Below are 20,421 nucleotides of genomic sequence, written 5' to 3'. Positions count from 1 at the left end.
GTCCCAGACCCTACCCGCACCTGCGCGCCGTTCCGGCAAGCCAGTGCCGGGATGCCGTCCGCGACCGTGCTATCCGGCCGCGCTCGCGGACCCCGCCTCGGGTCCGCGGCGGAACGAGATGTAGCGATGACCGAAGAAGCTGGCCACCGCGACCAGGCCCATCACCACGACCGCCGACGGAATCCGTGGCAGGTGCAGCACCGAGACAGCCAGCGACAGCAGCACCGTATTCATCAGCAACCCACCGGAATTCACCACGACGAAGCCCGCGAAGTCGCGCAACAGCCGGCCGCGTACCCGGAACACGAGGGTCCGGTGCAGGACGAAGGCGACGACGATGCCCACGGCGTAGGCCAGTACCACCGCGACGGCGGGCGGCCACGCGTCACCCAGCACCGCCAGCCACGCGACGGTCAGCCCGATGCCGAGCAGCGTGTTGCACGCGCCGACCATGGCGAACGCGACTTCTTGGCGCCGGACCATCCGCAGCAGAAGTCCCTCCGCGGGTCCGTCACCCGCCGCGCCGGAATCCGCGGCGGCCGGACGCGCGTTCGCCTTCACGAAACGACGTCCGCCAGCTCACGATCCGGCTCGGCGCCCTCGGCGTCGCCGGTTTCCTGCGGTTCTTCGCGCCGCCGCGACCGGACCTGGAGCCATTGCAGGACACCGATGCCGAGCACGCCGGCCACCGCGGCGGCGATGCCGATCTTCCAGCCGGGCGGGCGCCAGGTCAGCACGAGTTCGGCGTTCTGGGTGCCCGCGGGAACGTCGACGGCGATGAAGGACTTGGCGACCGTCGTGATCGGGATCGACTTGCCGTCCAGCGTGACCCGATATCCCGGCCAGCCCAGGCGGGCGAACACGATCCGGCCGCCTTCGGCCGAGGACACGCGCACGCGGCTGGTGGTGTCGGTCTCCGAGATCGACGTCGCGCGGACCTTCGCTGCATCGGTCACGCGGCCGTTCGTCGTCGAGATTGGGCCGTCCACGCGTTCCAGGACCGCGATGAAGCGCTCGTGGCCTGGGTAGTCGACCCACTTCCAGCCCTCGGGCGCCGCCTGGTTCGGCGCGTCCGGGAACAGCGCTCGTTGCAGCACCACGCGGTCCAGGTTCATCAGGTCGACCAGCGGCCGCCCGGTGGTCGGCTCCGGCGCGAACATCCGCCGGTAGGCATCCGGGCAGACGCTGCCGTCCCAGCGCATGCAGAGCAGTTCACCGAAGTAGAAGTGGCCGCTGGGGGTGTAGCCGTTGACGTAGTCCAGTTCGAGCCCGCGGGCATAGTTGCCGAAGACGAGTGACCCGTAGGCGCCCTCGATGCTCTTGTCCTGCGGCTGCAACAGTCCGCGATCGCCCAGCTGGATGGTATTGCCCGCGAAATCCGGGAACGCCGCCTTCGCCACCGAGCGCTTCGTGGGGAGGTTCCACGACATCGGCGTGGGTTGCGCGGCTTCCACCTGGAAATAAGCGATCGGGAACATCGCGACGACGGTCAGCGCGCACGCCGCCGCGGTCCCCTTCGTGCGCCCGAGCCACACCGCTCCCGCCACCAGCGCGGCCAGCGCGACCGCCGCGATCACGTGCCAGATCGCGTCGTGCGGGTCGGCGGAGAACGAGCGCACCCACAGCAGCAGGATCAGCACGCCCGCCGCCGTGCCACGGTTCTTCGGATCGCGCACCGTCCCGTAGCGGCCGAGCAGCACGCACACCAGCACCAGCAGGCCGATGGCCAGCATCGGGAGCACGCGCGCCGGCCAGCGCAACGGTCCGATCGAACCGGGGCCCGCGGTCCACATCAGCATCATGATCGCGAAGATCGCGACGGCGCTCAGTTCCCGCCATGCCTCCCTGGCCCGGCGCCAGTCGATGAACGCCAGCGCGGGGATCAGGAACCAGGCGATGTAGGTGACCGGCAGCGGCTGCACGTAGCCCCACCAGGAGCTGAACGCGGGCAGCGAGCTGGGCAAGCTGGCATTCAGCGACTCCGACCACGGCACCGTGAGGAACTGGTCGTTGTTGATCTGCGCGGTGCCGCGCCAGGTCACCTTCGCCGACAGCATCGACGGCAGGAAGGTCAGCAGGCCGGCCAGCCCGGCGCAGCCCGCGGCGACGGTCAGCCGGAGCACGGGCTGCCACTTGCGCTGGTACACGAGTTCGCCCACGGCCACCGCCAGCAGCATCAGCACCGCTTCGACCGCCGGGAAGATGTACTGCGTCGAGATGGTCAGATAGAGGTAGACGAACACCGGGATGGGGCCGCCCTGTCCTCGCGTGTAGCGCACCGAGGCCGCCCAGGCATGCACCATCCAGGCGGTGCCGGTGAGCGCGGTCATCCAGCTGGCTTCGTCGAAGAACAGGAAGAAGCCCGACAGCGGCAGCGCGATACCCGCCACCGCCGACCAGGCCGGCCGCCCGCCGTAGACCAGGCAGATGCGGTAGACGCCGAGCGCGGCGATGATCGAGAAGATCAGCTTCACGACGGTGGCGTACAGCGCGACGTTGTCCACCGAGGGCGCGATCAGATCTATCAGCAGCTGCGGCGGGTTGAACAGGCCCGCGTCGTCCATGGTGTTGTTGCCCGACATCCACTGCTCGGGCACCATGACCGGGAACTCGCCGGCGCGCAGCGCACGGCCGAGGCCCACCCACAGCGAGGTGTACTGGGATTCGGTGTCGTCGGTGAAGAAATGCCGGGCGTTGGCGAGCAGGACGGCGAGATAACCCGCGACCACTCCGAGCGCGGTGATGACCCCCCACCGGTAGACATCTCGCCGCGAATAGACATCCGGCCGCGAGCCGGGCACTGCACTGTCCGTCACGAGTTCCAAACCCTACAGGGCGGTTCTCCGCTTGGCATGAGTCGTGGACGCCACCAAGATGAGGGCATGATCAGCTGCTCCGGGAGCCGCATATCGCACCGTGCTAAAGTCCACACCGGTTCGGGCTCCGCAGTTCTGCGACGAGTACCGGCACGCACCGTCATCGAAAGTCGATCCAGCTGATGCCGATTCCCTCCGCCCGCACACTCCGTTCCGGCGCCTCCGCGACGAACGGTGATCCGGCACGGCCCGGCGTGGACCGGCCGCACCGGGTGTCGGTGGTCGTGCCGGTGTATCGGGGCGAGGACACGATCGCCGGTCTGGTCGCCGAGTTGCACGACCTCACGCGCCCCGCCGAGACCCCTGGCGGCACCACGTTCGCCGTCACCGAGATCATCCTGGTGCACGACCACGGTCCCGATCGCTCCGACGTGGTATTACAGGAATTGCAGCGAACCTATCCCACGGTGCGCGCCGTCTGGCTCAGCCGCAATTTCGGTCAGGACGCCGCGACGATCGCCGGAATGTCGGTCGCGGCGGGTGACTGGATCGTCACCATGGACGAGGACGGCCAGCACGATCCCGGCTTCATCAGCACGTTCCTGGACACGGCCCTGGCACAGCGAGCCGATCTGGTCTACTCCAAGCCGACCAACACCAGGCCGCACGGATTCCTGCGCAACCTGACCTCGCGCGGAGCCAAGCTGGTGCTCGCGACGCTGTTCGCCTTCCCGGATTCGACCCGGTTCGAGAGCTACCGGCTGATCCGCGGGGACATCGGCAGGCAGCTCGCCGAGGTCGCTTCCAACGGCGTCTACCTGGATGTCGCGCTGACCTGGGTGGTCGGCGCCGTCGCACAGGCGCCGGTGACGTTGCGCGCCGAGGGCAGGGAGGACTCCGGCTACAACTACCGGCGCCTGTTCTCCCTGTTCTGGAAGATGGTGCTGTGTAGCGGGACCCGTGGGCTGCGGCTGGTCAGTCTGCTCGGCGTCACCCTGGCGCTGGCCGGTGGCGTGATGGCCGCGATCGTCGTGTTCGAAGCGCTGACCACCGACGGCTGGGCGCCCGAAGGCTGGGCCTCCACCATCGTGGTGCTGCTGCTGTGCTCCGGCGCCGTGCTGTTCTCCCTCGGGCTGATCGCCGAGTACCTGGGCGTCGCCTTGCACATCCTGGTGGGCAAACCGCTCTATCTCACCGTCGAGACGCCGACACCGCGTCCGGCCGACACTTCGGAACTGACCGCGACCACCGCCAGCAGGGGGACCGACCGGGTTGAGCACTGACCGCGTCATCTTCAGCCGCCCGTACCGGGCGCGCCGGGAACTAGCGAACCTGGAAGCCGTGCTGGCCTCCGATCACAGCCATGGCGACGGACAGTTCACCGCGTCGGCCACCGCGAAGCTGAAGGCGATCACGGGTGCGCCGCACGCGCTGCTCACCACCTCCTGCACGTCCGCGCTGGAAATGGCGGGACTGCTGCTGGAGCTGGGCCCCGACGACGAAGTGATCGTGCCCAGCTTCGCGTTCACCTCCACCGCCACCTCGATGGCGCTGCGCGGGGCGACCTGCGTCTTCGCCGATATCGATCCGGCTACCGGGAACTTGGACCCGCACTCGGTGGCGGCCCTGATCACCGCGCGGACGAAGGCCGTGGTGGTGATTCACTACGGTGGCGTCGCCGCCGACATGGCCCGCCTGCTCGACCTGGCGAACGCGCACGGTGTCGCCGTCGTGGAGGACAACGCGCACGGGCTCGGCGGCACCTGGCGCGGCAGGCAGCTGGGCACCATCGGCACGATGGGCACGCTCAGCTTCCACGACACCAAGAACGTGCACTGCGGTGAAGGCGGCGCGCTGCTGCTCACCGACGAGATCTTGATGGCGCGCGCCGAGATCATCCGGGAGAAGGGCACCGACCGGGCCCGGTTCCTGCGCGGAGCCGTGGACAAGTACTCCTGGCAGGACATCGGCTCCAGCTATCTGCCGAGTGAGTTGAACGCGGCCGTGCTCGACGCGCAGTTGGACGAGTTCGACTCCATCCAAGCCGGACGGCACCGGGTATGGGACGCCTACGCCGCCGCCCTGCCGGACTGGGCTCGGCGCAACGACGTGCGCCTGATGTCCGTGCCCGCCGATCGCGGGCACACCGCGCACCTGTACTACTTGCGGACTCCGACCGAGCGCCGCCGCGACGACCTCATCGCGCACCTCGCGGCACACGGCATCTCCGCGCCGTTCCACTACATTCCGCTGGATTCCAGCCCGGCCGGCTTCAAGCTCGGCCGCACGCCGCGCGCGTGCGTGCGCAGCGCCGAGTTCTCCGGAACCGTCGTACGCCTGCCGTTGTGGCCGGATCTCACCGACGCGCAGGTAGCCCGCGTCGTGGACGCGGTCACCGCGTTCACGGTGTGAGCGCGCCTGCCCAGGCCCCGGCCTTCACGCGGTGAGGACGTAGAGCTTCTCCCTGCCGCCCGCGATCAGTGACTGCCTGGCGACCCGCGGGCCGTACGGCGCGAAGAACTCGTCCAGCGTCCGCTCGGTGAAGCGATGCGCCTGTTCGCCGTCGCCCGCGTCGGTGAACCGCTTGCCGATCGCGGCGAGGAACGGATTGGCGCTGCTCGCCAGATTGCGGACCGGCTCGGCGACGATCACCCGCTCGGCGGCCGCCGCGAGCATCCGGTCGAGCAGGGGGCGCGGCTCGGGCAGGAAGTGATAGAGGCTGGCCTGCATGATGACGTAGTCGGCCGCGGGCAGCGCGTCACCGGAACGCAAGTTCCATACTCTGCCGCGCCCACCCGCCTCGTTCACGCGCGCGACGAAGCGTTCGTTCAGGTCGAGCCCGGTGTAGTCGACCGACTTGTTGCGCAGGTAGCGGGTGTAGAGCGTCGCGGGTCCGCAGCACAGATCGACCACGCTCGCACCCTCCGGGACGATTTCCGCGATAGCGCGATACCGAGCCGTGTAGTGCCTGCCGTACAACCCGCGCATCAGGACCTCGTAGACGGTCCCGTTGCGGTAGATGAGGCTCGTTCTCACAGGCACTCACTATGCCATCGGTCGGCGAATCCGGCGCTTCGGCAAAAGGAATCGCGTCAGTCGCCGAACAGCGTGCGCGCCCGGTCCTCGGTGAGGATCTCGTAGGCGTCCGAGGCCCGGTTGTACCACCAGGTGTCCGGTCCCGGCTCCGGCCGTCCGGCCGCCTGCACCGCACGAGCGGAGGGACGGAACGACGGGCTGCGCGGGATGTCGTCCACCACGTAGACCAGGTCGGGGCGCTGGTCCGGTTCCAAGACCCGCAACGCCTCGGTGACGTCCTTCGGTTCCAGGAGGAGGCCTTCGCGTACGCTCACCGCGGCCACCGCGAGACAGTGGTCGCCGACATTGAGCCCGTAGGTGACTTCCATATCGACGGGGGTGATGTCGTTGAGGACGTCGACGATCGGCTGACCGTAGACCGGTCCGCGCCGGGTGTGGATCACCGTGTCGGTGCGGTCGACCAGCCAGTAGTCGCCGTCGCCGTCGCGGCGGAACAGATTCTCCGTCGGCATCCAGGAGTCGCCCGCCGTGAAGACCCCGCGCAGGCCGCCCGCGGAGATGTCGACGCCGTCGGAAACTCTGCCGATCAGCAGGCCCACCTCGTTGTCCGCGCAACGCCGGGCGAAGCCGGATCCGTCCACCAGGATGCGCTGGGTGAGCGGGTCGTAGGCGACCAGTTCCACCTTCGCGGTGCCGGGAACCGGCCTGCCCTTGCACCCGCGCTTCACCCCGGCCACGTTGGCCAGCACCACGTCGCCCTCGATCGAGGCATAGAACTCCAGCACGCGTGCCGGGTCGAACTGCTCGACGGTGCGCCGCCAGAGCCCGGCGGGCATGCCGGAGCCGATGAACAACCGGATCGGATGACGATGGCCGGCCGGGAACACCTCGGCGTCGAGGATGTCGCGCAGCATGGTCCAGGTGTAGGTGACCACCGTGACGCCGTAGCGGTGCACCTCCTCCGCGAAGCGTTCCGGGTCCAGCGACCGGGCCAGCGCTATCCGGCTCCCGCCCGCGACCGCACCGCCGAGACTGACCAGCAAACCGGACGAATGATGCAGCGGCGCAAGGCAGTACACGGTGTCCCTGCGATTGAGGTCGGCCGTGGTCGCGGTGCCGAACGCCGACAGCGCCCAGCGGTGGTTGCTGATGTACTTCGTCTCCAGTCGCTCGCCGGTGCCGGTGACGAGCACGAACGCCAGCTCCCGCGCCAGGCCGGGATCGGGCCGATACCACGCGGGCACCCGCACCCGCGCCGGATCGATCTGCTCGAGGTCGATCAAGCGGTCGCTCGTGGGTAGCGCCAGCTCCCGGGTGTCGCCACCGCCGAGCACCAGCACCCTGGCGCCGGTCGCGGCGGCCCGCCGCAGGTTCTCCGGATCGGCGATCAGGGTCTCCACGCCGGTCAGTTCGATCGCGCGGCTCAGTTCGCCGTTCGGGGCCAGCAGGACCGCCACCGCGCCGAGTCGCGACAGCGCCGCGACGGAGGCCAGCGCGCTGGGCCGGGTCTCCATCACCACGCCGACCCGCATGGCGGGGCGCACGCCGACCGAGATGAGGCCGCGCACCACATTATCGATGCGCGTGTTGACCGCCTCGTTGGTGTGCACACGGTCGTCGAACAGGAACAGGTCCCGCTGCGGCGCGCGGCGCGCCTGCTCGGCGAGCAACCGGCCGAGCGATACCCGGGTGTGCGGCTGGATCATGCCGAGGCGGGTCAGCCTGGGTAGTGCCCGTGCCGCTTCGCCGGCCAGCTCGATGGAACCGCGCACCGTATTGTTGGCGATGCCCTCGAGCACCTTGCCCACGCCGGTGCCCGCCTCCGCCAGCGACGCCGCGGTGTGCACCACACGGGTCGCCGCCGACCGGGGGCGATTGCTCGCCACATGCTCGGTCATCGGCACGATCTCCGAGGGCAGCGGCTTGTCGCCGTTCATCCACTCGACCCACTGCCGAACCAGCGGCCAGGTGTGATTGGTGGCCGTGCTTCCGGCCACCAGGCCGAAGTGACCCGCGACCAGCGTCGCCTCGTAGACTTCTGCGTTCGGCGCGGCCCGCACGATGCCGCGCACCGCGGCGGGCTGTCCGATGTCGTCGACTTCGCCGACGAACGCGAGGATCGGGCACTTCAGCTCGGCCAGCGAGATCGGATGATCACGGATCACGAAGCCGCCGAGCATCAGCCGGTTGTGCGCGACGAACTGTTTGAGCAGATCCGCCGCCGCCGGGCCCGCGTAACCGACCCAGCCATCGCTGTTGAGGAAGCGGCGCTGGCGCTCCTTCGGCAACAGTGCTTCCCGGTCGTGCAATTGCCGGAGGAAATCGATTCTGGACTTCGCCGTCTTCACCGGGTCGAGCAGCTGAAAGCCGATTCGCACCATGGAATCGGTGATCGGCAGCCGGGTGACCACGTGATCGGCCAGGAAGTCCGCGACGTCGGAGACCATGCCGTAGGGCAGCCCGAACGGCATGCCCGCGACGATGTCGACCGGGCTGCCGAAGGTCACGATGCTGTCCACGCCCTTGCCGTACCGGTAGGCGGCGCTCTGGTAGGCGAACATGCCGCCCTGCGAGTAACCCATCAGGTGCACGCCACAGCCGGTGGCCTCGTTGACGGTGTCGATGGCGCTGTTGAGGGCCAGCACGTGATCGGCGAGGTCGCGCTGCCAGCCGCCCTCCTCGCTCGCGGGCGAGCCGAAGTCCACCACCCAGCAGTCGACTCCGCCGCGGTGCAGGATCCCGACCGCGCCGTCCTCGGCGTTCACGTCCCAGATGTCGGCGTTGACCATCAGCGGCGGGACCAACAGGGCCACCGGCCGCCCGGGCGTCGTGTCGTCCGGGAAGTAATGGCGCAGCCGGTACATGCGTCTGCGTTCCACGACCTCGAACGGCGAGGACGCGACGTCATGGGTCAGCCCGCCGAAGCGGATGACCTCCAGGCCGTTCTGCGCGGTCGCCATCAACCGCTGGACCGAGCCCATCACAACATTCGCATTCAACTTCACCATCGCTCCTGGCCTACCTAGAACGTGACCCGTATCACACACCGCGAGGTGTTCGAACGAGCTTCCCACACCACCTGTCCATTATGTGTCCGCTGTGACACGTCGCATGCCAGGTTGCCACGGTCAGCTTCCCCAACGCTCGTGATGGCCCGCGAACGCCCCTGCCGCCCGAGCCACCGGGAACCGAACGGCCCGGCGCGGTCGGTCGGCGCCGCCGCCGCGGCCGAGTCCCGCGCCGTGGGAGGGACCGAGCTACTCGTTCAGGACGTCAGCGCGGACCTCCGCGGACAGAGGCCGGCACCGCACGCCCGGCTCGAGCCGGGCGTCTCATCGCGCGATCCGGAGGTCGGCCGGGAAGTCATCGGCAGCGCGGCGGAGTGGCTCCGGACCGACCCGACTGTCGGAGCGATCGGCACGACCATACGACGAGCGCTGAACCCGGCCGAGACGGCAGCCGGTCAGGGCCGGCGCGGCTGATCGTCTGCTACTGGAAGGCGATTCCGAGATCACCCCGCCTACGCCACCCACCGTTACCGGAACCGACCGCGTGTCGTGACCATCTACCGGCCTCCGCGACGATCTTCCGAATTTTCCTGTGCGCAGCCGCTTTCGGCGTCTACCATCGAACACGTCTGGAACGCCGTGGCGCGTAGGCAAATTCGTTCGATGAGCTCTTTGCGGGCATGCCCGCTGCTGTTCGATGTGAAGACCCAGCGACTCTGAACTATCGACGACTTTCGATTTCCCCTGCCCCAAACCCGTCACCATCTCTCGGTGGCCGTCTCGAGGTGAGGACCACGCATGACCATTGAAATGCCAGTCCAAACGGAAAACAACGTGCGCAAGAGCCTGAGTACCAGCACGGCCGGCCTGCTCGCGCACACCACCAAGTCCGAACCGCAGATGCAGGGCATCAGCTCGCGGTGGCTCACGCGCGCGCTGCCATGGACGCAGGTCAACGGCGGTGTATACCGAGTGAACCGCCGTCTGACCCACACCGTGGGCAATGGCGAGGTGGAATTCGTCATCGACGGATCCACCGCACGGGTCATTCCGCTCGAATTGCAAGAGCTTCCGGCACTGCGCGGCTTCGACGACGAGGACGTGTTGCGCGGCCTCGCAGACCGTTTCGAACAACGCGATCTCGAACCGGGCACCGTAGTAGCGGAATTCGGAAATCCGATGGATCAGGTTCTGCTGATCGTGCACGGCAAATTGAGCAAGATCGGTTCGGGTGAGTACGGCGAGCAGACGAAGCTCGGAATTCTGGGGGGCGGTGACTTCTTCGGCGACACGATACTCACCGAGCCCTCGGCGATCTGGCCGGTCACCATCAAGACGGTCACGCCGACGACCATGCTGGTCCTGCCGCGGCGATCGCTGACCGAGTTCATCGACAGCGCGCCCGCACTGCGCGAGCAACTCGACCGCGTCGCCTCCGCGCCCACTCGTCCGCAGAACCACAAGGGCGAGGCGGACATCGAGGTCGCCTCGGGTCACTCCGGTGAGCCGCTGCTGGACGGCACGTTCGTCGACTATGACGCCTCCCCGCGCCAATACGAGCTCAGCCTCGCGCAGAGCGTGCTGCGGGTGCACACCCGCGTCGCCGACCTGTTCAACGACCCGATGAACCAGGTCGAGCAGCAGCTGCGCCTGACCATCGAAGCACTCTACGAACGGCGCGAATACGACCTGGTCAACAACCCCGACTTCGGTCTGCTGCACAACTGCGATCTGAAGCAGCGCATCTACACCGAGTCCGGCGCGCCCACGCCGGACGACATGGACGAACTGCTCAGCATGCGCCGCAGTACCAAATTGTTCCTGGCCCATCCGAAGGCGATCGCCGCATTCGGGCGCGAATGCACCAAGCGCGGGCTCTACCCCGACCCGGTGGAGGTGGACGGACACCGCGTTCCCGCATGGCGGGGCGTGCCGATCTTCCCGTGCGGCAAGATCCCGATCAGCGACACCCAGACCACCTCGATTCTGGCCATGCGCACCGGCGAGAAGGACCAAGGCGTGATCGGCCTGCACCAGACCGGAATCCCGGACGAATACGAGCCGAGCCTCAACGTGCGCTTCAAGGGTATCGATGACCGGTCGATCATCTCCTACCTGGTCAGCTGCTATTACTCGGCGGCCGTCCTGGTGCCGGACGCCCTGGGCGTGCTCGACAACGTCCTGGTCGCCCGGCAGGCCGACTGACCGGGGTGATGGGCATGTCGGCGCTCTCCCGCGCCGCGGCGGCGTATGCCACCGATGAGGTGGCCGCCACCGTCGTCGCGCTACTGACCAACACCCGGACGACCGCTCCATCCGAGCTGTTCGCTGCGAAAACAGCTGATTCGCAAGATATTTCGTTCCCGGACGGCACGATGGGCGGGACGCCTCGCGCGCTGCTGGGCCCGTCCGGGCTGGGTGCCGCCGCGCTACTGCTTCCGGGCAGCGGCACGGACCGCGCCACGATGCCCGCCGTCACCGCCACGGCTTTCCCGACCGCTGCCCCGGGGACCGCCACCGGCGGCACGGCGGTAGCACCCGGCGGCGCGCCGGGGCGGATTCCGGTATCGGGACGCACACCGTTGCCGACCGCGCCACGCGTTCCCGCCGGACCCACCGGGCTCGGCACGGCGTCGGCGTTCCTCGGACGACATGGCCTCACGGCGCCGCCACGCACGGCGCCCGTCTCGCGAACCGGATCGGTTCGCGCTCCCGGTCCCGCGCTCGTGCCACTCGGGCCGACCGGACCGGGCACCGCCACGGTGCGCCAGGACCGCCCCGATCCGATCCCGCCGCTGTACTGCCCGCCCCCGCTGCGGGATGATCCCGCGCTCGCCGAGGCGGTCAATACCGGGATCGTGGACTGGGCGAGGGAGATCGGGCTGTACGAGGGCCGGCTGGACGAACTGCGGGACGCCGATTTCGGCCGGTTGATCATGCTCGCCCACCCGGATTGCGACGACGCCGACCGCCTGCTGGCGGCGGCGAAATGCGCGGTCTCGGAATGGTCGGTGGACGACTACTACTGCGAGGAGGATGCCGACGACCGGGCTCCGGACGGCACCCCCTCCAGCGCCGAGGCGGAGTTGGGTCCCCGGCTCGAATTGGCCGCCGCGGCCATGGATCCGGTCCACCTTCCCGCGCGGTATGTCGCCCAGCTCGAGGCGGCCCTCGAGGCCGACCCGATCCTGCGCGCGTTTCGCACGTCCTTCGACCACATGGCTCGCTACGCGCGCCCGGCGCAACTGGCCCGGCTGCGCACCGAGATCGCGGGCTGGTTCATCGCGCTCGGCGCGGAAGCGGGCTGGCGGGCGGCGGGACGGATGCCGCCGGTGTGGGAATACCTCACCAACCGACAACCGCACAGCTTCCTGCCCTGCATGGCACCGACGGACGTGGTCGGCGGCTACGAGTTGCAGGCCGCGGAGTACACCGACCCCGCGGTACGCCGCGTGGTCACCACGGCGGCGCTGGCCAGCCAGATGGTCAACGACCTGTACTCGATGGCTCGCGAGGATCTTTCCAACGGCAGGGAGTTCAATCTACCGACCGTCCTCGCCGCCGAGGAGCGCTGCACGCGCCGCGAGGCCGTGCTGCGCACCGCGGAGGTGCACGACGAGCTGGTGCACCGGTTCGAACGGGAGGCGGCGCCGCTGGCCGCGACGGGATCGCCGGAACTACGCCGCTTCCTCGCCGGCCTGTGGGCGTGGATGGGAGGCAACCGCGCCTGGCACGCCGACAGCAAACGCTATCGCGACCCGCAGTGAATCAATGAAGCAATAAAGCAGTACCGCACCGAGAGAGGATGATCGCGCATGACCATGCTCAACCCGGAGACCGGGACCGTTCTGCGTACCAGCTACCAGAAGTCAGTCGCCGCGTACTGGAACAACAACCCGAACGACGACCGGGTCAACACCAAACTCGGTGAGGTCGACGGGCTCTACCACCATCACTACGGCATCGGCGACCCGGACCTGTCCGTGCTGGCCGGTCCGGAGGACACCCGCGAAGAACGTCTCGTCACCGAACTGCATCGGCTGGAGACCGCGCAGGCGGACTTCCTGCTCGACCATCTCGGCGACGTCCGGCCCGGTGACCGGCTGATGGACGGTGGCTCCGGCCGCGGCGGCACCAGCTTCATGGCCAATCAGCGCTTCGGCTGCCAGGTCGACGGCGTGACCATCTCCGAGTATCAGGTCGGGTTCGCCAACGACCAGGCCGTCCATCGCGGCGTCGCGGACAAGGTGAGGTTCCACTTCCGCAACATGCTGGACACCGGATTCGAGTCCGGTTCCATGCGCGGTATCTGGACCAACGAGACCACCATGTACGTGGACCTGTTCGATCTGTTCCGCGAATTCTCCCGCCTGCTGGAGCCGGGCGGGCGCTACGTGTGCGTCACCGGCTGCTCCAACGACGTGACCGGCGGCCGCTCGTCCTCGGTCAGCTGGATCGACGCGCACTACGGCTGCATGATCCATCCGCGCAGCGAGTACTTCCGCGCCATGGCCGAGAACGACCTGGTGCCCATCGCCGTGACCGAACTCACCGCGGCGACCATCCCGTACTGGGAGCTGCGCACGAAATCCGAGCTCGCCACGGGTGTGGAGAAGCCGTTCCTGACCGCCTACCGGGAGGGCAGCTTCCACTACCTGCTCATAGCCGCCGATAAGGTGGGCAGGTGACCGACGCCCTCGCCCAGCCGTACACCGACCGCGAGGCCCTGCCCGTCGAGCTCGTCGACGACGCGGGCCGCGCGGTCGGCGCGTGCTCGGTCGCCGAGGCCCACCTAGCCCCGGGACGACTGCACCGCGCGTTCTCCGTGTTGCTGTTCGACTCGGCGGGCCGCGTCCTGTTGCAGCAGCGCGCGGCGGTGAAGACCAGGTTCCCCTCGCTGTGGGCCAACACCTGCTGCGGCCACCCCGCACCGGGCGAACCGGTCGCCACCGCGGCGGGGCTGCGGCTGGCGGAGGAAATGGGCTTGACCGTCGCGCTCACCGAGGCGGGGATCTACCGCTACCACGCGGCAGACATTCGTACCGGCCGCGTCGAGTCCGAATGGGACCACGTCCTGATCGGGCGGCTGGACATCGGCACGCCTCGCCCTGATCCGGCCGAGGTCGCCGACTTCGCCTGGATCCACCCGGATGCCCTCCGCGACGCGCTGGCCGACAATCCCGATGCCTACACACCCTGGCTGGCCGGTGTTCTCGACGTCGCGGAGCACGCGCACGTCACAAGAACCTCCGCATCCTGATCCTCGGCCTTCACTCGATTCCCGGGCTCGAAGCAGCCGAGCGCGTCGTCGACTGCCCGGCTGCCTCGGTCCAGCCCTCGAGGTCGGGAGGGCCTTCCCTTCCGGGCTGCGTTGTAGGTCGGGATTCGCTTCTGTCGCCTCAACCAGGGTCACATCCATAGATGCGCATATTTCTGTAACACCATGGAGTGAAACTGAGAGAAATCATAGGAACGGCACAGGCTGCGGCCAGGCCCGTTCGGCATCGTTGACGCTGTGGGAGTTCTCGGTGAAGTGAGGTGCGTGATGGTGGAATTCGAGGTCACCGGAACGAGGGTGACCGTGCACGTGCTCGGTACCCATCAGCTGCTGGCGCTGCGCGACCAGCTGACTTTCGACCTGTCCGACATCACCGCGCTCGGCGTGGCCGGGGTCGACCGTCGCCCACCCTGGGTCCGCACGCCCGGCACCTTCTTCCCCGGCGTGATCGCGGCCGGGACGTTCCGCGGGAAGGGCCGTAAGGAATTCTGGGACACGCGCTTCGACGGGCACGCCATCCGTATCGACTTGGCGGGCGCCGATGTCACACGCCTCGTGGTCGACGTGGCCGACGTGGACGCCGAGCTGCGCAAGCTCGCCACCGCGGTGGCCGCCTGACCCGTTCGAGCACCGCATGCTCGCCAGAGGGCCGGTGTGCGGCGGCGCGGTGTGGCGGACTCTCGCCCCGGCGCGCGCGGACGGTCGTCCACCGACCGGCACTCCGAATCCGGCGAGCAGCCGCGCACAGAAGTCCTGCAAAGCAACCCAAGACATCGCGCGTCGACTGGTTCGCCCCTGCGGCTTCCCGGCACGTTCGGTGACGCTCCCGCACGTCCGGGCGGCTGCCTGCGAGTGCGCGAGCGGTTGCCTCCGGTCCCGCTTGCCGGATGGCAGCATGGCGGTATGGAGTCGGTCGATATGTCCCGGATCGAGGCGGCCGCGCGGTTGCTCGCCCCGGTGATCCGGCGCACGCCGCTGCTGCCCTCGCGGGTGCTGTCCGAGCGCACGGGTGTCGAAGTGTGGTTGAAGTGCGAGAACTTGCAGCGCACCGGTTCGTTCAAGCCGCGTGGCGCCTACAACCGGATCGCGAATCTGCCGAAGGAGGCGCGGGAACGCGGCGTTGTGGCCGCGAGCGCGGGAAACCACGGGCAGGGTGTCGCGTGGTCGGCGGCATCGCTCGACATCCCGTCGACGGTGTTCATGCCGATCGGGGCGTCGCTGCCGAAACTGACGGCGACCAAGGCGTACGGCGCGCAAGTCCGCCAAGTCGGCGAGACCATCGACGAGTCGCTGGACGCCGCGCTGGATTTCGCCGACCGGTCCGGCGCGACGCTGATCCACCCGTTCGACCATCCCGATATCGTGGCCGGTCAGGCCACCGTCGGCACGGAGATCGCGGAGCAGCTGCCGGAAGTGGGTACGGTCCTCGTACCCACCGGCGGCGGCGGGCTTCTGGCCGGGGTCGCGGTCGCGCTACGGCATCTGGCGCCGAACGTGCGCGTCATCGGGGTGCAGGCGGCGGAAGCGGCCGCCTGGCCGGACTCGCTGGCGGCGGGGCGTCCGGTCCGGGTCGAGCGGATGTCGACGATGGCCGACGGCATCGCGGTCGGACAACCCGGCAGGGTGCCATTTTCCCACGTGGCCCAGCGTGTTTCGAGCATCGTGACGGTAGACGAGGAAGCCCTGTCGCAGGCGTTGCTGCTGTGCCTGGAACGCGCGAAGCTGATCGTCGAGCCCGCGGGAGCCGCGGCGGTCGCCGCTCTGATGAGTCGCGCGCCGGAGGAACTCGGCCTGCGCGGGCCGGTCTGCGCGATCCTGTCCGGCGGCAACATCGACCCGTTGCTACTGACCCGGGTGATCGGGCACGGCCTGAGCGCGGCCGGCCGCTATCTCGCGGTACGCGTGACGATTTCCGATCGCCCCGGTGCGCTGGGGGCGCTGCTCGCGGTGATCGGCAAAACGAGCGCCAGCGTGGTCGACGTGGCGCATTCACGCACCGGGACCTGGCTGGCGGTGGACGAGGTCGAGGTGGCGCTTACGCTGGAAACGCGAGGTTCCGATCATCGCGACGACGTGCTCGCCGCCCTCGCGACCGCGGGATACGCGGTCCGCGTCTCGGATTGACCGACGCCGCCCTCCGGGCGAGTAGGCAACGGGGCCGCGTTTGACGATCACGCACGGCACGTTCAACTCCGAGATCTGGTTCGGATAGCAGTGCCCACCTCCATCGAGTGGCACATCACCGAGGGATCTACTCGCGAAATGCCGCAGCCATGTGCCCCCGGTGCGCGTGGTGATCCGCGAGTAGGTCGAGGACCACGGCGTGGGAGTTCGTCGCGAGGCGTGGGTGCTGTTCGGCCTGCGGCACGGTGCCTTCGCGTCGCCCGGGCGGCTTCGGCTCGCGCGAGTGCGCCGGACGGGAGCTCAGCGCGCGCCGCCGAGTTCCAAAGCGAGCACGCCGAGTATCACCAGCGCGATGCCGCCGATCTGTACCAAGGTCAAGCGCTCCTCCAAGAACAGCACCCCGATCAGTGCGATCGCGGCGACCCCGACCGCCGACCAGATGCCGTAGGCCACGCCGATAGGCATGCCCCGCTTCAACGCCTGGGCCAGGAAGAAGAACGCCGCGCAATAGCCGACGACCACCACGATCGAAGGGACGAGCTTGGCGAATCCCTCGGATAGTTTCAGCGAAACGGTCGCGGTCACTTCGGAAGCGATGGCCAAGGCGAGCAGGAGCAAAGTCATTTTCGCAGCGTAGCCAGACGCGCAGGGCAAGCACAGCGGCAGCCGGCCCCCGGCGCAACCGCTCCCCAGCCCCGGGGATTCGCCGCCCGGCGGCCGTGGCCGAGGCGTGGATACGATCGGCCGATGCGTAGCTCTGCCGTTGCCGTAACCGGCTTTCCGTTCGATGAGGTGACGTGCAACGAGTTGCCGTACGACGAGCGCGACGAACGGTATCGGCGATTGCACGAGTGGCCCGAGCCCAGCTACGCGCATCGGTCCGGGCTGCGGATGATCTGGAAGTACGCCGACGTGCGCGAGGTGCTGGAGGCGGCCACGCCGGGCATCTCCAATTCGAATTCGCTGGACCCGCTGGTTGGTTACGCGCGGATCGCGGCGACACCGCGAGCCATTCCGCCTTTCGTCCGGCACCTGGTTCCGCCGCCGGCGAAGGCGACCGCCAACCTGGCCGACGACCGGTTGCACAAACGCGTGTGGAACACCATGGCCGGGCCGTCGGGGCATTTCACCATTTCCCCGGCCGATCGGCCTGCCCGGGCCGCGGAGATGGTCGAGCACTTCCACGAAGCTGTGCGAGATTCGCGATTGCGCACCGGTGCCCTGTTGGACGTGACCGCGCTATCGATCGGCTACGCCGCCCGGACTGTCGGTGCGGCGGTCGGCCTGCCCGCGGCGGACTGGCCGCAGGTGGCCGCGTGGAGCGGAGCGCAATCGGGACTGCTCGGCCGGGTGATGCGCGGACGCGAACTGGCCGACGCGGTGAGCGCGCTCGGTTGGTTGTTCACGGTGAGCGGCGCAGCGGTGCGTAATGGCCGGGGCAGCGAGGCGACCGGGTTCGCCCGTAGGCTGCGCGACGCCGGGCTCTCCCATCGGATCGCGGTGTCCGCCATGGCGAATTCGCTTGCTGCCGGGGTGCACACGGTCAGCGGCAGCATCCAGCAAGGTGTCCAGCGGTTGCTCGGCGATCCGGACCGCATCTGGTGGAACCTGCTCACCGAGCCGGATGGTGGCACCCGGGTGGCGGCGAAGATCCTGCAGTTGGATCCCGGGTTGGTGGCGTGGAAACGTCGGGCCAGGACGCCGGTCGTGCTGTCCAGCGGCACGCGGCTGCCCGCGGGACCGGTGCTCGTGTTGTTCGCCGCGGCCAACCGTGATCCGGAGGCCTTCCCCGACTGCCTGGCCCTGCACGGGACCGGCAAGTTGCCGTTGACCTTCGGGTTCGGCAGACACGTGTGCCCCGGCAAGAGCATGGCCACGCTGGCCGTCGAAGTGTTTCTCCGGCAGTTGCGCGAGCTGGCGCCGGAAGCCGAACTGCTGCCGGATTCCGGTCGCGGCACCCGGCGACGCAGCGATCTGCTGTTCAGCGGCGCCGACATCACCATCGCCGGGTAGGTTCGCGACAGCGGCTTCCCGACTGACGACCCTGCGCCGATCCGACCAGACCAGCGTCAGCTCCGAAGGCCCGCGCCGCGGCTGCCGCACGCACCTCGGCGAGCGGTACCGCGACGTGCCACCCGGCATCGCGGGACGCGATGGATCCCTCCGCCGCGAGCACCTCGCGCACCTCTTCGGTCAGGGCCGGGTCGAGCGAGGGGCCAACTGCTCCGCACCCCGCGTCAGCCCAGCCAGGCCCGCGCCGCGTCCGCCGCCGCACGCACTTCGGCGAGCTGCGCCGCGACCTGAACACCGGCCGTGCCGCCCCTGGCATTGCGGGACGCGATGGACCCCTGCACGGTGAGCACCTCACGCACCTTTCCGGTCAGCGCCGGGTCGACGGCGGCGAACTCCTCGTCGGTGAGTTCGTCGAGGCCGACGCCGCGGGACTCGGCGGCGCGCACGCACGCGCCCGCCGCCTCGTGCGCGACGCGGAACGGAACGCCTTGGCGCACCAGCCATTCGGCGATATCGGTGGCCAGCGTGAAGCCTGCGGGCGCGAGTTCGGCCATGTGGCCGGTGTGGAAGGTGAGCGTCGAGACCAGGCCCGCGATGGCGGGCAGCAGCAGTTCCAGTTGCGCGACCGAGTCGAAGAGAGGTTCTTTGTCTTCTTGGAGGTCGCGGTTGTAGGCCAGCGGTTGCGCCTTGAGAGTGGCCAGCAGACCGGTGAGGTTGCCGATCAGGCGGCCCGCCTTACCGCGGGTCAGCTCGGAGACGTCCGGATTCTTCTTCTGCGGCATGATCGATGAGCCGGTCGACCAGGCGTCGGCCAGCGTGACATAGCCGAATTCCGAAGTGCTCCAGATGATCACCTCTTCGGCCATCCGGCTCAGGTCGACGCCGATCATGGCCAGCACGAACGCGGCCTCGGCGGCGAAGTCCCGCGCCGAGGTGGCGTCGATCGAGTTGGCGGCGGACGCGTCGAAATCCAGTTCCGCGGCGATCGCCTCCGGGTCGAGTCCGAGCGAGGAACCCGCGAGCGCGCCGGAACCGTAGGGCGACACCGCCGCACGGCGGTCGAAGTCGCGCAGCCGGTCGAGGTCGCGCAGCAGCGGATGGGCGTGCGCGAGCAGATGGTGCGCCAGCAGCACCGGCTGCGCCGCCTGCAAGTGCGTCTTGCCCGGCATCACCGCGTCGGGGTGCGCGGCGGCCTGCTCGACCAGCGCGTCGATCACCGCGAGCACGCCCGCGGCCACCCGGCGCACACCGTCGCGCAGCCACATCCGGAACAGCGTGGCCACCTGGTCGTTACGGGAACGCCCCGCTCGCAGACGGCCACCGAGTTCGGCGCCGACCCGCTCGATCAGGCCGCGTTCCAGCGCGCCGTGCACGTCCTCGTCCGACTCGGCGGGGCCGAACGCGCCGGATGTCACGTCCGCCGCGAGGCGATCCAGGCCGTCCAGCATGCCGGACAGGTCGGTGTCAGAGAGTAGCCCCGCTTTGTGCAGCACTCGAGCGTGCGCCTTCGAGGCGCGGATGTCGTAGGGGGCCAGCGCCCAGTCGAAGTGCGTCGACTTGCTCAGCGCGGCCATGGCCTCGGCCGGGCCGGAGGCGAATCGCCCGCCCCACAGCGCGCCTTGGTTCGTACCGCCACTCATGCTCGTCCGCCTCTCCGAGTTGTCAGACTTCCCCGCCTCTCCGCGCCTTCAGGCCGTACAAGTCGGGACGGGGTGGTTCACGTTCAGGTCTTGCGCAGGGTGTCGCCTGGGGCTGGCCGTCCCGAGGGAGTTACCCGTGTTCTTGCGAGATCAATTGTCGCGGTCGCGGCCGCACGAGCCCAGCGGGGGTCACCCTGCCCGACCTGTCCACCGAGGAGCCCGCAACGGTGGACACACACTCCGATAGGTAGCTACTCGACGTCATCTCTCCAGCACAGCGGCTTGGCGCGCGGGAAGGGATGCACTTTCGCCCCTGCGTGCGGGTTGCTCGAGGGTGCCGCCCCGCTCCCTGTGCACGTCGAAGGAAGTCTCGCCACTACGACCTCCGCCCGATCCGCACCGCACTGCTCGCGGAGTACCGACGCCTCCAGAGGGCAGCGCGTCACTGGTAGGGGCGATATCACGCGTCACCCCATGCCGACCACGGCAGCGGGCGCGGGCGTCGG

General features: G+C 69.0%; 15 protein-coding genes. 9 read left to right on the top strand and 6 right to left on the bottom strand.

Annotated features, from left to right (window positions below):
- Nucleotides 1-69: 69 nt before the first annotated feature.
- Together ACFU5M_RS26005 and ACFU5M_RS26000 are read right to left on the bottom strand one after the other, a co-directional pair.
- Nucleotides 70-561: a GtrA family protein gene (locus ACFU5M_RS26005; protein WP_379053371.1), complete on the bottom strand. Its 492-nt coding sequence runs from the start codon at nt 559-561 to the stop codon at nt 70-72.
- Nucleotides 558-2,729: a hypothetical protein gene (locus ACFU5M_RS26000; RefSeq protein ID WP_379053391.1), complete on the bottom strand. Its 2,172-nt coding sequence runs from the start codon at nt 2,727-2,729 to the stop codon at nt 558-560. Before ACFU5M_RS26000 ends, ACFU5M_RS26005 begins: the two co-directional genes overlap by 4 nt.
- 269 nt (nt 2,730-2,998) lie before the next feature.
- Between ACFU5M_RS26000 and ACFU5M_RS25995 the strand changes: the two genes are divergently transcribed.
- On the top strand, nt 2,999-4,099 hold the full coding sequence (locus tag ACFU5M_RS25995; protein ID WP_379053369.1) for a glycosyltransferase: 1,101 nt from the start codon (nt 2,999-3,001) through the stop codon (nt 4,097-4,099).
- On the top strand, nt 4,089-5,228 hold the full coding sequence (gene rffA, locus ACFU5M_RS25990) for a dTDP-4-amino-4,6-dideoxygalactose transaminase (RefSeq protein WP_379053368.1): 1,140 nt from the start codon (nt 4,089-4,091) through the stop codon (nt 5,226-5,228). Before ACFU5M_RS25995 ends, rffA begins: the two co-directional genes overlap by 11 nt.
- A 24-nt stretch (nt 5,229-5,252) precedes the next feature.
- On the opposite strand, the gene ACFU5M_RS25985 is transcribed toward rffA, so the two are convergent.
- Nucleotides 5,253-5,852, bottom strand: coding sequence for a class I SAM-dependent methyltransferase (locus ACFU5M_RS25985; RefSeq protein ID WP_379053366.1), 600 nt, complete (start codon nt 5,850-5,852; stop codon nt 5,253-5,255).
- Between the two features lie 56 nt (nt 5,853-5,908).
- Nucleotides 5,909-8,860, bottom strand: a complete 2,952-nt coding sequence (locus tag ACFU5M_RS25980; protein ID WP_379053365.1) for an acyl-CoA synthetase — start codon at nt 8,858-8,860, stop codon at nt 5,909-5,911.
- 798 nt (nt 8,861-9,658) lie between these two features.
- On the opposite strand from ACFU5M_RS25980, the gene ACFU5M_RS25975 reads away from it, so the two are divergent.
- From ACFU5M_RS25975 to ilvA, 6 genes are all read left to right on the top strand, one after another.
- Nucleotides 9,659-11,065: a family 2B encapsulin nanocompartment shell protein gene (locus ACFU5M_RS25975; RefSeq protein WP_379053363.1), complete on the top strand. Its 1,407-nt coding sequence runs from the start codon at nt 9,659-9,661 to the stop codon at nt 11,063-11,065.
- Between the two features lie 14 nt (nt 11,066-11,079).
- A complete protein-coding gene (locus ACFU5M_RS25970; RefSeq protein WP_379053362.1) occupies nt 11,080-12,627 on the top strand; it encodes a family 2 encapsulin nanocompartment cargo protein terpene cyclase in 1,548 nt (515 codons plus the stop codon).
- A 48-nt stretch (nt 12,628-12,675) separates the two neighbouring features.
- Nucleotides 12,676-13,548, top strand: a complete 873-nt coding sequence (locus tag ACFU5M_RS25965; protein WP_379053360.1) for a geranyl diphosphate 2-C-methyltransferase — start codon at nt 12,676-12,678, stop codon at nt 13,546-13,548.
- Nucleotides 13,545-14,120 carry an isopentenyl-diphosphate Delta-isomerase gene (idi, locus tag ACFU5M_RS25960; RefSeq protein ID WP_379053358.1) on the top strand — a complete coding sequence of 192 codons (576 nt, stop codon included), beginning with the start codon at nt 13,545-13,547 and terminating at the stop codon, nt 14,118-14,120. Before ACFU5M_RS25965 ends, idi begins: the two co-directional genes overlap by 4 nt.
- Before the next feature lie 285 nt (nt 14,121-14,405).
- On the top strand, nt 14,406-14,756 hold the full coding sequence (locus ACFU5M_RS25955; RefSeq protein ID WP_379053356.1) for a hypothetical protein: 351 nt from the start codon (nt 14,406-14,408) through the stop codon (nt 14,754-14,756).
- Between the two features lie 285 nt (nt 14,757-15,041).
- Nucleotides 15,042-16,262: a threonine ammonia-lyase gene (gene ilvA / locus ACFU5M_RS25950; RefSeq protein ID WP_379053355.1), complete on the top strand. Its 1,221-nt coding sequence runs from the start codon at nt 15,042-15,044 to the stop codon at nt 16,260-16,262.
- A 300-nt stretch (nt 16,263-16,562) separates the two neighbouring features.
- Here the strand turns inward: ilvA and ACFU5M_RS25945 are convergent, their stop codons facing one another.
- Nucleotides 16,563-16,886 (bottom strand): DMT family transporter, encoded by a 324-nt coding sequence (locus ACFU5M_RS25945; protein WP_379053353.1) that lies wholly within the window; start codon nt 16,884-16,886, stop codon nt 16,563-16,565.
- Between the two features lie 123 nt (nt 16,887-17,009).
- On the opposite strand from ACFU5M_RS25945, the gene ACFU5M_RS25940 reads away from it, so the two are divergent.
- The gene (locus ACFU5M_RS25940; RefSeq protein ID WP_379053351.1) at nt 17,010-18,275 is read left to right on the top strand and encodes a hypothetical protein; all 1,266 of its coding nucleotides are present in this window, start codon (nt 17,010-17,012) and stop codon (nt 18,273-18,275) included.
- A 224-nt stretch (nt 18,276-18,499) separates the two neighbouring features.
- Here ACFU5M_RS25940 and argH read toward each other — a convergent pair whose 3' ends face one another.
- Nucleotides 18,500-19,915: an argininosuccinate lyase gene (gene argH, locus ACFU5M_RS25935; RefSeq protein ID WP_379053350.1), complete on the bottom strand. Its 1,416-nt coding sequence runs from the start codon at nt 19,913-19,915 to the stop codon at nt 18,500-18,502.
- Nucleotides 19,916-20,421 lie beyond the last annotated feature (506 nt).

The sequence above is a fragment of the Nocardia sp. NPDC057455 genome (assembly GCF_042802775.1).
Classification (GTDB): Bacteria; Actinomycetota; Actinomycetes; order Mycobacteriales; family Mycobacteriaceae; genus Nocardia.
The sequence above is the reverse complement of the archived record's forward strand: the minus strand, read 5'-3'. Positions and strand labels throughout refer to the sequence as shown.

Excerpts from the sequence above, each read along its gene's own strand:
- ACFU5M_RS25995 (WP_379053369.1), top strand. The coding sequence starts at position 2,999 with ATGCCGATTCCCTCCGCCCGCACACTCCGTTCCGGCGCCTCCGCGACG.
- ACFU5M_RS25980 (WP_379053365.1), bottom strand. The coding sequence starts at position 8,860 with ATGGTGAAGTTGAATGCGAATGTTGTGATGGGCTCGGTCCAGCGGTTG.
- ACFU5M_RS25975 (WP_379053363.1), top strand. The coding sequence starts at position 9,659 with ATGACCATTGAAATGCCAGTCCAAACGGAAAACAACGTGCGCAAGAGC.
- ACFU5M_RS25970 (WP_379053362.1), top strand. The coding sequence starts at position 11,080 with ATGTCGGCGCTCTCCCGCGCCGCGGCGGCGTATGCCACCGATGAGGTG.
- ACFU5M_RS25965 (WP_379053360.1), top strand. The coding sequence starts at position 12,676 with ATGACCATGCTCAACCCGGAGACCGGGACCGTTCTGCGTACCAGCTAC.
- ACFU5M_RS25955 (WP_379053356.1), top strand. The coding sequence starts at position 14,406 with ATGGTGGAATTCGAGGTCACCGGAACGAGGGTGACCGTGCACGTGCTC.
- ilvA (WP_379053355.1), top strand. The coding sequence starts at position 15,042 with ATGGAGTCGGTCGATATGTCCCGGATCGAGGCGGCCGCGCGGTTGCTC.
- ACFU5M_RS25945 (WP_379053353.1), bottom strand. The coding sequence starts at position 16,886 with ATGACTTTGCTCCTGCTCGCCTTGGCCATCGCTTCCGAAGTGACCGCG.
- ACFU5M_RS25940 (WP_379053351.1), top strand. The coding sequence starts at position 17,010 with ATGCGTAGCTCTGCCGTTGCCGTAACCGGCTTTCCGTTCGATGAGGTG.
- argH (WP_379053350.1), bottom strand. The coding sequence starts at position 19,915 with ATGAGTGGCGGTACGAACCAAGGCGCGCTGTGGGGCGGGCGATTCGCC.